Source organism: Rhizobium atlanticum, assembly GCF_030182485.1.
In the GTDB taxonomy this organism is placed as follows: Bacteria; Pseudomonadota; Alphaproteobacteria; order Rhizobiales; family Rhizobiaceae; genus Rhizobium.
Genome location: NZ_JAQJCJ010000015.1, coordinates 93531 through 107196, shown reverse-complemented (window position 1 = coordinate 107196; position 13666 = coordinate 93531). Strand labels below are relative to the sequence as shown.

12 protein-coding genes and 1 pseudogene are annotated in these 13666 nt (G+C 59.1%); 4 read left to right on the top strand and 9 right to left on the bottom strand.

The features are described 5' to 3' along the window. Positions 1-351 precede the first annotated feature (351 nt). Positions 352-1041, top strand: a complete 690-nt coding sequence (locus tag PH551_RS21740) for a haloacid dehalogenase type II (RefSeq protein ID WP_285194926.1) — start codon at positions 352-354, stop codon at positions 1039-1041. 335 nt (positions 1042-1376) lie between these two features. Here PH551_RS21740 and PH551_RS21735 read toward each other — a convergent pair whose 3' ends face one another. From PH551_RS21735 to PH551_RS21725, 3 genes are all read right to left on the bottom strand, one after another. Continuing rightward, a complete protein-coding gene (locus PH551_RS21735; protein WP_285194925.1) occupies positions 1377-2804 on the bottom strand; it encodes an aldehyde dehydrogenase family protein in 1428 nt (475 codons plus the stop codon). A 155-nt stretch (positions 2805-2959) separates the two neighbouring features. Then, positions 2960-3937 carry a threonine/serine dehydratase family protein gene (locus tag PH551_RS21730; RefSeq protein ID WP_285194924.1) on the bottom strand — a complete coding sequence of 326 codons (978 nt, stop codon included), beginning with the start codon at positions 3935-3937 and terminating at the stop codon, positions 2960-2962. Continuing rightward, positions 3934-4929 carry an ornithine cyclodeaminase family protein gene (locus PH551_RS21725; protein WP_285194923.1) on the bottom strand — a complete coding sequence of 332 codons (996 nt, stop codon included), beginning with the start codon at positions 4927-4929 and terminating at the stop codon, positions 3934-3936. Before PH551_RS21725 ends, PH551_RS21730 begins: the two co-directional genes overlap by 4 nt. Positions 4930-5472: 543 nt before the next feature. On the opposite strand from PH551_RS21725, the gene PH551_RS21720 reads away from it, so the two are divergent. Next, positions 5473-6141, top strand: coding sequence for a haloacid dehalogenase type II (locus PH551_RS21720; RefSeq protein WP_285194922.1), 669 nt, complete (start codon positions 5473-5475; stop codon positions 6139-6141). 255 nt (positions 6142-6396) lie between these two features. Next, positions 6397-6694, top strand: a pseudogene (locus PH551_RS21715) (FAD-dependent oxidoreductase); the annotation flags it as partial. A gap of 25 nt (positions 6695-6719) precedes the next feature. Here the strand turns inward: PH551_RS21715 and PH551_RS21710 are convergent. The 6 genes from PH551_RS21710 to PH551_RS21685 form a co-directional block, all read right to left on the bottom strand. Then, positions 6720-8042, bottom strand: coding sequence for an NAD(P)/FAD-dependent oxidoreductase (locus tag PH551_RS21710; protein WP_285194921.1), 1323 nt, complete (start codon positions 8040-8042; stop codon positions 6720-6722). A 19-nt stretch (positions 8043-8061) separates the two neighbouring features. Continuing rightward, positions 8062-8487, bottom strand: a complete 426-nt coding sequence (locus tag PH551_RS21705) for a RidA family protein (RefSeq protein WP_285194920.1) — start codon at positions 8485-8487, stop codon at positions 8062-8064. Continuing rightward, complete coding sequence (locus PH551_RS21700; protein WP_285194919.1) at positions 8487-9665, bottom strand: DSD1 family PLP-dependent enzyme; 1179 nt, start codon at positions 9663-9665, stop codon at positions 8487-8489. Before PH551_RS21700 ends, PH551_RS21705 begins: the two co-directional genes overlap by 1 nt. Before the next feature lie 76 nt (positions 9666-9741). Next, positions 9742-10467: a beta/alpha barrel domain-containing protein gene (locus PH551_RS21695; protein WP_285194918.1), complete on the bottom strand. Its 726-nt coding sequence runs from the start codon at positions 10465-10467 to the stop codon at positions 9742-9744. A gap of 11 nt (positions 10468-10478) precedes the next feature. Further along, on the bottom strand, positions 10479-11453 hold the full coding sequence (gene pdxA, locus PH551_RS21690) for a 4-hydroxythreonine-4-phosphate dehydrogenase PdxA (protein WP_350223859.1): 975 nt from the start codon (positions 11451-11453) through the stop codon (positions 10479-10481). Beyond that, a complete protein-coding gene (locus tag PH551_RS21685; RefSeq protein ID WP_285194993.1) occupies positions 11450-12655 on the bottom strand; it encodes a four-carbon acid sugar kinase family protein in 1206 nt (401 codons plus the stop codon). The genes pdxA and PH551_RS21685 overlap by 4 nt, the downstream gene beginning before the upstream one ends. Here PH551_RS21685 and PH551_RS21680 point away from each other — a divergent pair. Next, positions 12622-13635, top strand: a complete 1014-nt coding sequence (locus PH551_RS21680; protein WP_285194917.1) for a LysR substrate-binding domain-containing protein — start codon at positions 12622-12624, stop codon at positions 13633-13635. The two genes, PH551_RS21685 and PH551_RS21680, sit on opposite strands and share 34 nt — an antisense overlap. The last annotated feature ends 31 nt before the right edge of the window (positions 13636-13666 follow it).

Below are 13666 nucleotides of genomic sequence, written 5' to 3'. Positions count from 1 at the left end.
CAACGACATATGTGGATGCTGAGGGCTGCTTTGGTGGCGAGGCGCACACGTCGTCGGGGAATTTGGGGGGGCGATGGTTCGAAAATTGTTGGACAATCAGTTGCCATTGCCTGAAAGTTATGCCAGTGTGCTCCCACTGGTCGGAATGCAGCGAACACGTCAGATTGATCCGCTTTGGTGGATTGGCCCGGCATCTGAAAAAGCAGAGGAAATTGACCAGATACGAAAAGGTACCTGCCGCGTCCGCATTGGGGTCCGTCGGGACCGCGACCTCTTTAGACAGGCGGCATGCCCGCCAAATGACCTTGGATAGGCACACCCGTGCCATGAAAATTGGAAGGAATACACGCGATGACCCAATTTCGACCGAAGTACGTGACCTTCGACTGCTACGGCACGCTCACCAATTTCGACATGGCCGGCGCAGCGCGACGCGTCTACAGCGAGCGCCTCTCCCCTGAAGCGATGGTCGCCTTCGTCGAGGCTTTCAGGGGCTATCGCCTTGACGAGGTGCTAGGCCCATGGAAACCGTTCGTCGAAGTGGTGCACAATTCGATCGAACGCAGCTGCAAACGTATCGGTATCCCGTTCAAACCCGAAGACGCGCAACGCATCTATGACGAGGTGCCAACCTGGGGTCCGCACCCTGACGTCCCGGCTGGCCTGTCCAAAGTGGCCAAGGAAATTCCGCTGGTCATCCTCTCGAACTCCATGAACAACCTGATCATGTCGAACGTGGAAAAGCTGGGCGCGCCCATCCATATGGTAATCACAGCAGAAGAAGTCGGGGCATACAAACCTCTGATGAAGGGCTTCGAATACATGCTCGACAAGCTCGGCTGTGGACCGGAAGACATTACCCATGTGTCGTCATCCTTCCGCTACGACCTGATGACCGCTTATGACCTGGGCATCAAGAGCAAGGTCTGGGTCAATCGCGGCCATGAGCCGGCCAATCCCTTTTACGAATACACCGAGATCAAGGACATCGGCGGGCTAGCCGCTGCCGTTGGCCTGGAGCCAGCCCTCAAGCGCGCCTGAAAAGCCAAGGTTCAGGCGCCGTTACGACGATGAGACCGGGGCGGTCCGTTCGCCCCTTCTCTATACGTTCGAAGGGGCAAGCATGGCCTTTCACCCTTCCACACCCGTGAGCTGCTGGCGTTAGAGGACGGTGTGATCCGAGCTTGACGCAACAACACGTCGGACTTAGGGCGCGTTTGTTGCGCGGCCGCTATCAATGTCCGCTTTCGAGTACCGAGGCTGTTCCTCAACAACTGTTTTTAGGGGCGCACAGCGGTCGTCCGCGAAGCGTGCGGGGAATGACTGGACCGGGTCGAGCGCGGACATCCGAAACGGCTACAACGCACTTTGACCGTTCACTCGTTCGAGAAGCCGGCTATGCCCTTGATCTCGGTAAACTCGTGCAGTCCGAACTTCCCGTATTCCCGACCGTTGCCGGATTGCTTGTAGCCGCCGAAAGGGGCGGCACTGTCCCAGGCGGCGCTGTTGAGGCGGACGCTGCCGGCGCGCAGCCTGCCTGCGAGCCCTCGCGCTTCCTTTGGATCGCCCTGAATGTACGCAGCCAAGCCGTAGGGCGTATCGTTGGCGATCGCGATCGCTTCATCCTCACTGTCATAACCGATTATCGACAGCACCGGGCCGAAGATTTCCTCCCGCGCTATCGTCATCTGATTGGTGACGCGGGCAAACACGGTTGGGCGCACGTAATAGCCGGAATTGAGGTGCGAAGGGCGACCAGGGCCGCCGGCGACGAGCTCCGCTCCTTCTGCGATGCCGCGTTCGATCAACGCCTGGATCTTGTCGAATTGGGCGGCGCTTGCGACAGGCCCGAGTTCGGTGCGAGGGTCAGATGGGGGGCCGACAACCAGCGCAGACGCCTCCCTCGCAGCGATCGAGCTTGCTTCGTCCATTCGCTCCGCCGGCACCAGCATTCGTGTTGGTGAGGTACAGGTCTGGCCGGAATTGCCGAAGCACCGGCGCACGCCGGCTGCGACCGCGGCTGACAAGTGGGCGCTGCGCAGGATGATGTTCGGCGACTTGCCGCCGAGCTCCTGATGCACTCGCTTGACGGTTGGTGCCGCCGCCTGCGCCACGGCAATGCCGGCGCGCGTAGACCCGGTGAAGGACACCATATCAACATCCGGGTGGCTGGCCAGCGCCGCACCAACCGTAGGTCCGTCGCCCTGAACGAGGTTGAACACCCCCTTCGGCACGCCCGCCTCATCCATGATCTCGGCGAAGATCACCGCGTTGAAGGGAGCAATCTCGGAAGGCTTCAGGACCATCGTGCATCCTGTGGCGAGCGCCGGAGCGACCTTGCAGGCGATCTGGTTGATCGGCCAGTTCCACGGCGTGATCATCGCGACGACCCCGATGGGCTCGTGGATGATGCAGGTGGTCCCCTGCATGTAGTCGAAGGCAAAGGTCTCGAAGGCCTTGAGCGTCTGTTCGAAATGGGTAGCGCCGATGCCGGCCTGCTCGGCTCTTGCCATGGCGAGCGGCGCGCCCATTTCCCGCGAGATGATGTCGCCGAGCTCGTCATTGCGGCGCTTCAGGATCGTTACAATGCGCCTTAGCAGTTCGACGCGCTCTTCCTTGGAAGTCTGCGAGAACGAGTCAAAGGCTCGCCGCGCGGCCGCGACCGCCTTTTCAACGTCGGCGGCACCGCCGAGTGCGATCGTGCCCATCGGCTGTTCGGTCGAGGGATCGATGACCTCGAGTGTTTTCGAAACGGAGGGCTCGACCCATTCACCGTCGATATAGAAGCTGTGGGCGTGTTTCACTGGTGGCTCCCTTGAATGGCTTGATCTATCCTCCCTCACGAATGAAATCGCCCATCCGTCCCGCGGTCGGACTATTTGCATTTGTGAAAGAGGATATGAGAATCGCAGACGTCGAACGGCGATCGGGATGGTGCACTGACCGAAGCTGAGGCCGATCACGGCGCCAGATTGTAAATCTCGGCAAGGTCGCTTAGATCCCAATTACCGCCGGACAGGACCGCACACACCTTCTCATCTGGCTTGACGTCTATGCCGCCGGCCAGCAGTGCTCCTATTCCGATGGAGGCGGCTGGTTCCGCGATCAATTTCGCGTCCTTGGCAAGGGCGCGCATTCCGGCAATGATGTGTTCGTCCTCAACAACAACAATCTCGTCGACATATTTTTCGATAATCGGGTACGGATTTTGACCCGGAACGCTTAACCTCAGACCATCCGCGATCGTGTTCTTTAACGGAAGCGATGTGCGCTCCTTGTTTTTCCGGCTGTAGAAATATTTCGGCGTCAAGGCAGGCTCTGCCCCGATAACACGCACCGATGGCTTGGTTTCTTTGATCGCCGTGGCGATGCCCGAGATCAGACCTCCACCGCCAAGGGGTACGATAACTGTGTCCACATCTTCCAAATCTTCGAGGATCTCGCACCCGATCGTTCCCTGACCAGCCATTACGACCGGGTCTTCGAAGCCGTGAATGACCGCATAATTGTTTCCTTCAGCGATCTCGTAGACTTTTCTCCATCTAGCAGCATTATCACCATCGAAAAGAATGACTTCCGCGCCAAGGGCTTCCGTATTCGCGATCTTGATTTTGGGTGTGGTGACCGGCAGCACCAGCAGCACTTTTACGCCGAGCATCTTGGCTGCGTAAGCGAGCGCCTGGGCGTGGTTCCCCGACGAGGTCGCAATGATCCCATTTGCGATCTCTTCTCGGGGCAGCGAGAGAGCCTTGTTCAGGGCGCCGCGGATCTTGAATGCGCCAGTGATCTGCAGGGTTTCCGGCTTGAGGTAGAGCTGACAACCAGCCGCTTTCTCGATTTTGTCGGCACGCAATAGCGGCGTGTGTCTCACGTGCGGCTTTAGCCGCTGCTGAGCTTCGCGGATGTCCTGAATGGTAGGGTAAGTGCGCATGGTCATTCCTCAAAAAACTGGAAGAAAGTGCCGACATTGTTCGCAATGGCGTTGCGATAAATTTTGCTGGCGGTCGTATTGTCTTGTATGGCCATGCCAGTGGAGTCGAAAATGGTGATTTCGTCATCACCTTCCCGTCCCGGCTTCCTCCCCAACAACACCTCGCCGATTTCGCCGTGGATATCGTCCCTGGCAATGATGTTTTTATCCAGCGGGTGCCAAGTCTCGCCCTTTTGCGTGCATTGTGAAAGCGAGTCGACGATGATTTTGGCGTTTCGGAAAAGCTCCGGATCCAGCTCCTGTTTGCCGCGCTGATCCGTGCCGATTGCAACGATGTGCGTACCGGGTTTTACCCATTCCGCTTCCACAAGGGACCCTTTCCCTCGGGTCGTTGTAATCAAGATGTCGGCCCGCTCGACCGCCTCCTTCTTCGAGCTTGCGACGGTGACGGGAATGCCGAATTCGCGCTCGATATCCGCCTTGTACTTGGAACTTGTTTCGTAGGTGCTGTCCCAGGCGTGGATCTCTTCGATCTTCATGATCTCGTTGATCGCCCGGATTTGCATTCTTGCCTGATTGCCTGTGCCGATCGACGCGATCGTCCTGGCGTTCTTTCTCGCCAGTGCCTTGACGGAGACGGCTCCCGCCGCCCCAGTTCTGAGGCCGGTGATCAAGCTGCCATCCATGATACAAATCAGCGCACAGCTCCTGGCGTCAAAGAGGAGAATGGTACCCATGCTGTTCGGCACGCCGTGTTCCGCCGGGTTGTTGGCGAACCCTCCCGAATGCGCCTTCATGGAGATGATTTCTGCAACTTTATCGTAGCCAAGCTTGAAGTCGATCTCGCCACGCAACGAGGGCAGATGAATCCCGATATAGTCGGGCTGTTCCACCTGATCGCTGCTGAAGGCCCTGTAAGCCTCTTCGACCGCGCCGATGACCTCGGTCATGCTGATGAGCCGTCCTACTTCACGCTTCTTGAGCAACAACGTTTTCATGCGTGACTCTCTCAATCAATTCATCGGATGCGTCGGCGCATTGCGACCCGACCTGCGCTGATCATATCAGGCCCAATGTGAGCCTATTGACCGTATTCGCAGGACCTCAGGCAGATTGTTTTATATCGCACGGCGATTTTGGCAGAGAGTACCGGCAGGCGTATCTTGGAGCTCGAAGCGAGTGCTGGAAGTATCCCGTCACAATGTAATATCGGTGAGTGATTGGGAGCTGACCCAGTCGATCGCTGCCGGCTACGTTGCCCAATGACAAGGTTCCCAGGATTGAACCCGTCCCGCTATGCGAAATCTTTGCGACGCAAGCCCCATACTTCACAGGGGCGCTTCCGTTTCCGCATGAGGAGTTGACCAGTATCTGTCTGCCTCGTCCGCGGATCACCGTGACCCAGCACTCACAAGTGCAAATGATGGTTCCCTCCAGCATTTTGTGCTGATGTTCTGCGGTTTCCGGGCCAATTCAGATGCGAGCGCCGGCTATGATTGATCATAACTTGAACAACTCCCCGCAAAGCAAGGACGACGCGCATGACCACTTTCCGCCCGAAATACATCACCTTCGACTGCCATGGTACGCTCATCAACTTCCAGATGGCGGAGGCCGCACGTGATCTCTACGGCGACAGAATGAGCGAGCAGAAAATGCTGCAATTCATCGCCGACTTTTCTGCGTACCGCCTCGATGAAGTCATGGCCGACTGGAAGCCTTATGCGGAAGTGGTCCATAACGCCCTGGCAAGGACCTGCAAACGAAACGGCATCGACTTCAAGGACGAAGACGCGCAGATGGTTTACGAACGCGTTCCCACCTGGGGGCCGCATCCTGACGTTCCGGCCGGCCTTGCCAAGGTAGCCAAGGAAATTCCGCTGGTCATTCTGTCGAATGCGATGAACTCGCAAATCATGTCCAATGTCGAGAAGCTCGGCGCGCCTTTCCACGCTGTTTATACCGCCGAACAAGCTCAGGCTTACAAGCCGCACTTCCGAGCCTTCGAATACATGCTCGATATGCTTGGTTGCGACCCGGAGGACATACTGCACTGCTCTTCCTCGTTCCGTTACGATCTGATGTCCGCACACGACCTCGGCATCAAAAACAAGGTCTGGGTCAACCGCGGTCACGAGCCGGCCAATCCCTATTACGGCTATACAGAGATTGCCGGGATTTCGGGTCTGCCCGGCGTCGTCGGGCTCTGAAGAATCCTGAATACGTCTGAATATCTCTCTTCCATCTCGGTTTACCGGAGAGAGGCCGAGAAAACGGATCACATCGCGGGGCGAGGTGATTTTAAAAGTCCGGCCCTAAATAACCATCCTGGAGGCGGAAAGGGCCAGCGCCAGCGGCAAACGCCCGACCTTTATGGGGTCGGGCACAGTGGTCCTGGATTCCATCCCGACAATTGCTTTTCGGAAGCATGCTGCCCGACTTCAAACATCGCGGGGCTCTTAGAGGCAGACATCACAGAGATCTTTCCGCGACTCGCCAGTGTCGATCGAGCTTTGCGGCCTCGTCGACATAACAAAGGACCGGTTCCGCGCAGGCTTTCATCATGGCGTCTGGTACGCCATGGGTTATTGCGGCCATCGGGCCAAGCCTTCGACCCATCTCGGAATGCTGGCCGCCGATGCGATCCTCGGCCGCAATCCGATGAAGGGGCTCGACTGGCCGTCCGTCCCGGACGCACTTCGGAACCCCTGGTTCCTGCCGCTGGTCGGCATGTATTACAAGGTGCTGGACAGCGTCGGCTAGAAACTACACTGGCCTTCTGCCATGATCACAGCCCGCCGACCTCGACTCTGGAGCCGTCAAAGAAGCGCGACAGCCGGAAGGGCGTGGGGTCGACGCAAGGCCTATCGTTCGCAACCAAGTCGGCTGCCAGGCGGCCGATGCCTGGGCCAATGCCGAAGCCATGACCGGAACCGCCAGCGGCCAGATAAAGGCCTTTCACATGATCGGACGCCGAGATGACCGGTACCGCGTCCGGTGTGCAATCCACATAGGCGCCCCAGCTGTCGGCTATTTCGATACCTGCAAGCGCCGGGAACTGCTGGGTGGCCGCCTTCAGGATAGCCGTGATCGTCTGGCGGCTCGGTCTGGGATCGAGAACACGGATCCGCTCGAAAGGCGAAAGCGTGTCCCCCTTCCAGCTTGCCAATGCTTCGGGTCCATGAAACATCGATCTCCCAATGCCAATCTGGACCGCCTTCAGTCGCTTCAGAAACATCGGCATGAACCAGCGCGCATAGCGCAGGCCTTGCGGCGTGATATCCAAGGTCGCCCTGCCGCTGATAGCAAGCGTGTAACTGCCATCCAGCCTGCGGGTCAGCGAGCACTCTGGTGTATAGATCGCCTCGCCGAGATTGGTTGTGGGGTGTGTACGAATTGCGGTCTGGCGCACGCTTGCCTGCGGGAACTGCACGCCATATTGGCGGCAGAACAGGGAGGCCCATGCACCGCCGGCATTCAGGACGGCCTGCGAGCTGATGATCCCTTTTTCGGTGATGACCCCAGCCACGCCACCGTTGACGATATCGAGGCCCCGTGCGGCGCATTCCTGATGGATAGTCGCTCCGAACTTGCGGGCACCGTTCGCGATCGTCGGCGCCGCAATGGCCGGCTCGCCCTTGCCATCATCGAGGGAATGGACGCCGCCGAGCCACCGGCGGCCTTGCGCGGGAATTCTGTCATGCGCCTCCCGGGCAGTTAGCATCCTCGTATTGACGTTGAATTGCCGGGCAAGGTCAAGCCATTGTTCCCATTCAGCCAACTGCTGCGGGTTGTCTGTCGCATAGAACAGGCCGCATTGGCGGAAGCCGACGTCTTCGTCGATTTTCGCAGCAAACTGGTCCCACGCCTGCATGGAAATCCCTGAGAGCGGCAGTTCGCGCTCATCCCGATTTTGCCGGCGGCACCAGCCCCAGTTTCTGCTTGACTGCTCACCCCCGACATATCCCTTTTCAATCAGAGCAACGGAGAGCCCCCGCTCTGCGAGAAAAAATGCCGCCGACGCGCCGATAATGCCGCCGCCGATGACGACGACGTCGGCCTTCGCGGGAAGCTCTTGATCGCTCTGTATGCGTTTGAGGAGTGGTGACATCGTGGCTGACCTGAATTCATTAGTCGGAGCTGTTTTCTGCCTGCCGCGCCGGAGCGTCTCGCGCGAGAACGGCGATCGCGTCGATCTCGACGAGATAGCCGTAGTGCAGTTCGGGTACCGGAACCACAGTGCGCGCCGGTCGCGCCTCTCCCAGCCGCGCTGCGTAAACCTGGTTGAAGCGCGGCCAGTTGCTGACGCCAACGATGTAGGCCGTCACCCTGACGAGGTTGGCCGGGCTGCCGCCTGCGGCTTTCAAGACCGCCAGCATGTTGTCGATCGCCTGCCTCGCCTGCGTCTCGAAACTATCATCGGGAAGCGGCGCCCCATCCGGCCGGATCGGGAGCTGCCCCGATATATAGAGATGCTCGCTCGACAGTTTGGCCTGGACATAATGACCTGCAGGGCGGGGCGCTAGATCGGTGTAGATGGTTACGACGGCCGACATCACCAGCCTCCGAAGCGCGGCCAGCATGCCTCAACTGCATGCGAGCCACCGCGGACAATATGATAGACTGAGTGCTGTGCTGCGGTTGCGCAAGCATGGTTCGGCAGGATCCGCATCCTGTCTCCGACCGCCAGATCAGGCAGACGAGCGTCCGATCCGGGTCGCACGGCGATGATTCCATGCTCCTGATTTGCATCGGCAACAATGATGTCGAGATAGGCGTTGCCCTCGAGGTCGCAGACGAGGCCGTATCCCTGATCGACGGCCTGCTTGCCGGTGCCACGGTCCCGCGACAGCGACATCCATCCGCCATCGGTGATGATCCAACCCTTCTCGCGCTGATGACCGATAACCGTCACCAGAACGCTGAGCGCGATGTCGTCGACTTGGCAAATGCCGATGCCTGCCATCACCAGATCGAAGAACACGAACACGCCGGCGCGGACTTCGGTCACTCCAGTGAGGTCCTTCGCGTGGTGGGCCGTTGGCGTCGAACCGACACTTACGACCGGGCACGGCAGACCTGCATGGCGCAGAAGACGCCCGGCATCAACAACGGCCAAGCGCTCGTCTTCCGCATAGCGCTGCTGCTCCGCGACGCCCCCGCCCTTGTAGCTATCCCCAGCGTGGGTCAGAACGCCACGCAGCTCCGCCCCTGCGGCCAGGACCTTGCCGATCTCCAGCAACTGAGGATGATTGGTCGGCACCACACCCGAGCGGTGGCCATCGCAATCGATTTCGATCATGGCTGGGATGCGCATTCCGGCGTCTCGGGACGCCGCGGCAACCGCCTGCGCCTGCTCGAGGCTATCCAGTACGACCACGAGATCGACGCCCTTGGAGCGCAGCTCGACGACACGTGCAAGCTTTGCCGGCGCGATGCCGACCGCATAGATCATGTCGCGAACACCATCGGCCGCGAATTTCTCGGCTTCCTTCAGCGTGGAAACCGTCGCCGGTCCCTCGGGCCCACTCATGACCCGCCGAGCCACGTCGATAGACTTCGCGGTTTTCAGATGCGGTCGAAGCGACACGCCCATGCCATCGAGCCGGTTCCTGAGACGGGTGATATTCCGGTCCATCCGGTCCGCGTCGAGAACCAGACAGGGCGTTTCAAGCGTCTGGAGGGTGGTCGTGGCCGCCAAGCGAGTGGAGGGGTCGAACGTCGTTAGATCCATCTTCTGATCTCCAAATTCGAATCCACCTTGTCGCTAAGCCGTAAAGATAGCAATTAATGGTCGGTGAAGGTTCGCTTCAGCCGGCTGTTAATGGTGACAGCGTAATATCACCCGCGTCAGCCTGAATCCGCGTGAGCACGTCGATCTCCTTCTCGATCTCCAACCGCAGATTGGAACTGCCTGAGAACGCCCCATTGAAAGCCGCAGTGCCGATGGTAAAACCTGCGGCTCCAGATCGTACGACGGCCGCCATCTTTTCAGGACTGTCGATCGATCCGGCAACGACGACAGGCTTCTCGACGGCTTCGCACACGCACGTCATCAACGCTTCGACATCGCCGTTGAAGCGATAGGCGAGCAGATCGAGACCGCTCACACCCTCGATCGCCGTCAATTGCCGGGCACTTGCCACAATTGTTTCGATCGTCCCTTCGAGCCTGCTCGGATGACCAACGATCTTACCGGGGAAGGGATAGTACTGGATGTTCCTCCCAGCGATAATTGGCAGTGCGACGTTCGGTCGGGTTCCACCCATCAAGATGTCGACGCCAAGGTCAACGGCCGCTTGCGCGGATCGGCGCTCACTCTCCTCGTCGAGGCTGACAACTTCCAAATAGAGCGTCGCACCCGCCTTCTTGATCGCCGAAGCAAGGCCCAAAAGTTCATCGAACGGGAGGCCAATATCCTTGAACCCCACATGTCTGATGCCTGCGGCAAGCACATCCTTGAGGCGCTCGGCCGCGTCGGCAACGGTCCGATCCTGGTTGGTCAGCATGAAAATGAAGTCGGGCGTCTGGGGCATCGAAAGCGCTCCTAGATTGCGTTGAGAAGCAGGGCCTGATCGAAGGCATAGCGAAGAGAGGAATGGTCGGCCGTGCCGTGGCCCGCGATGTCGAATGCGGTGCCGTGATCGACGCTCGTGCGAATGAAGGGCAAGCCGATGGTGACGTTGACGCCGTTGTCGATGCCGAAATACTTGACCGGAATGAGCCCCTGATCGTGGTATTGTGCAACAACGATGTCGAACTCGCCCTTGCGGGCCCGCATGAAAATCGTGTCTCCGGGCCACGGGCCGGAAGCATTTATTCCACATTCCTGAGCGCGCTTGATCGCCGGCGCGATGATGTCGAGATCTTCGCGTCCGAACATGCCGTTTTCACCGGCATGGGGATTGAGGCCGGCGACCGCAACGCGGGGGGAGGCTATGCCATAAGCCTTGCCAGCCTTGTGCGCCAATTCGATCGTTCTGAACACCGAATCCTGCGTCACCAGGTCGATTGCGTCGCGCAACGACACGTGGATCGTCACGAGAATGACACGCAACTCGTCGTTTGCCAGCATCATCGCGAACTTGTCGGTCCCGGACCGTTCAGCAAGGATTTCGGTGTGGCCCGGATAATTGAGCCCGCCCTTCTTCATTGCTTCCTTATTGATCGGCGCGGTCACAATCGCCCCGATGTTTCCTGCCAGCGCTTCGTCGATCGCTCTCACGACATAGTCGTAGCTCGCGCGCCCGGCGCGGGCGTCCACCTGACCGATCGGCATATCGTCGGGCAGATCCGAGACGTTGAGTACGGGTATGAGCGTCGTGCCTGGGACCGCCTCGTCGACCGACGCGATGGGCTGCACTTGGAGAGGAAGAGCCAAGGCCCGAACCGCGCGTTCCATCACCTTGGCGTCGCCGATCACCACCGCATGCTCCGGCAGTCCGTCTGCGAAAACGCGCGCGATGATTTCCGGGCCGATGCCGCAGGGATCGCCCATCGTTATGCCAACAGGTTTCTTCATTTCTTATCTCCAAGCCAGAGGCCCCGAAGCAACTCGGCTGATTTCAGCAGGATATTGGACGAGCCGAAGCCGCCCGCCTTTGTGATGATGTGAATAGGGTGGGGGCCGGTTGCGCGGCCCACCGGGATGCCGGGCTCCACCTCGCCGAGGAGTTTAACAGAGCCGATCTCAAGTTCGTTCAGCACGGATTCGGCGGTATCACCGCCAGTCAGGAAGAGTCCGGCCACCGGATGATGCTCCACAATCGCGCGAGCAGCCTTGCCAAGAGCGATTGCGATGGCCCGAGGATTGGCGGAAGCGCCACGGTGCGACGTGGTTAGAATAACATTACCGCTCGTTCCGGATCGTCTGTATTGGGCAGCGGCGTCTTCGGCCGCGAGGTTGGCAGAGGCAGACGCCACGTCGGCGTCGATGATGATCTGCCGGGTGTTGCCAGAGCTCATCAGCCGTGAGCATTGCTCGCGGCTCAGGGGGTTGACGCTGCCAATGACGAAGAGATTGAGCGCCGCCGCCAGGGGCAACAGTGTGGCGTCATCGGCGCGACCCACATATTCTGCCAGTGCGATTGCCAGTCCTGGAGAACCGCACCAAAGGATGGACTTCGGATCCGCCGCCGATTTCACCAGCCGGGCCAGATCTTCCTGCGCTATTGCATCGGCGATCAACAACTTCCGGTGATCTGCGGTCAGTTCGCCGGACTTCAACGCACTGATTTCCGCAAGCCCAAGGTGACGGATTTCCGCCTCTGGGATATCCGGAAACAGAGACCGAAGGTGCGAGTCCGCTATGGGGTGGAGCGGGTCCTTTGCAAACTCGGTTTCCTCCAACGGCACGCCATGAAGAAGCTGGCGTCCTCCTTCAGTGGTTCTTCCACCGGCGGGGAAAGCCGGAGCGACGACTGCGGTGGTCCGACCAGACGCCGCCAGGGCGGCCGTTATCTCAGCTCCAACGTTGCCGCGAATCGTGGAATCAACGGTATTGTAAAGGAGTTCCGCGGACGCCAGGCTTTTTGCTGCCTGCCTCGCCCGATCGGCAGCATCCTTCACGGATGCGGCCCGACTTGCCTTGTTGACAGAGATGATCGCGACATTTTCAGGCGACGATCGCCGGTAGTCGGTGAAGACAAGGCATCTGTGCCCCATGCTCACAAATGGTGAGGCGCCATCCGTTGCGCTCGTCAAATCATCGGCCAGGATTCCCACCCTCAAAATCGCTTTCCTATCGGTTTTTGCGTGACGACGAGGATATTAGCGCTATTGCTTTTGCCGAAAAAACGATCAATTCTGACCGATATCCGTCACTTTATTTCACAGATATGGCCGCACGATTCCCATCCTTATCCGCGCTTAGAGTGTTTGAAGCAGCTGCACGGCATTTGAATTTCGGGCGTGCCGGCGATGAATTGTTCGTCACGCACAGCGCTGTCAGCAAGCAGATCCGCTTGCTTGAGGAAGACTTGGGAGTGGCCCTTTTTGAACGGAGAAACAGGGCCGTTTTTCTAACTGCCTCAGGACGGCGTCTGCTTGGCACCATGAGCGAGGTGTTTCGCCAGATCAGTGAGTGTTGCGATGAAATCAAAGGCGGGGGGTCGGCGCCGCTGGTGCTCTCATGTGAGCCGACTTTCACGCAGCGCTGGCTGATCCGGCGCCTGCCGCAATTTAATGCACTTCATCCGGAGATTGAGGTTCATGTATTGGCCGCCGGCGGCCCTGTAAGCTTCGACAGGAGCCATATCGATCTGGCGCTCCGGAGAAGCGATTTCAGCTGGCCGCCGGAACTTTTCATGGAAACGGTGGTCGAAGAACGTGTCGGCCCCGTTTGCGCGCCAGGTCTTTTGGCTTCCGGCGGCAACGATATCATCTCCTTGCCTCGCATTCATTCGGCCACCCGTCGAGATGCGTGGACGCGGTACATCTCCGACAATCAGATCGCAGATCCAAATCCACCCGGTAGCCAGGTCTTCGAACATTTCTATTTGAGTATCGAGGCGGCAATCGCGGGGCTGGGTGCTGCGATCGGCCCGGAGCCGCTGGTCGCCGACGCCGTGGAAAGCGGGCAGCTGGTGGCTCCTCATGGGTTCTCCAGCAACGGCTATAGCTACATCCTGTTGAGCCGCCTTCCTTTCGAAGGCGATGCCAGGAAACGGAGCTTCCTGTCCTGGCTTCGTCGACAGTTTGCTTAGACCGCCGGCTGAATCGGCGACATCAGGATCG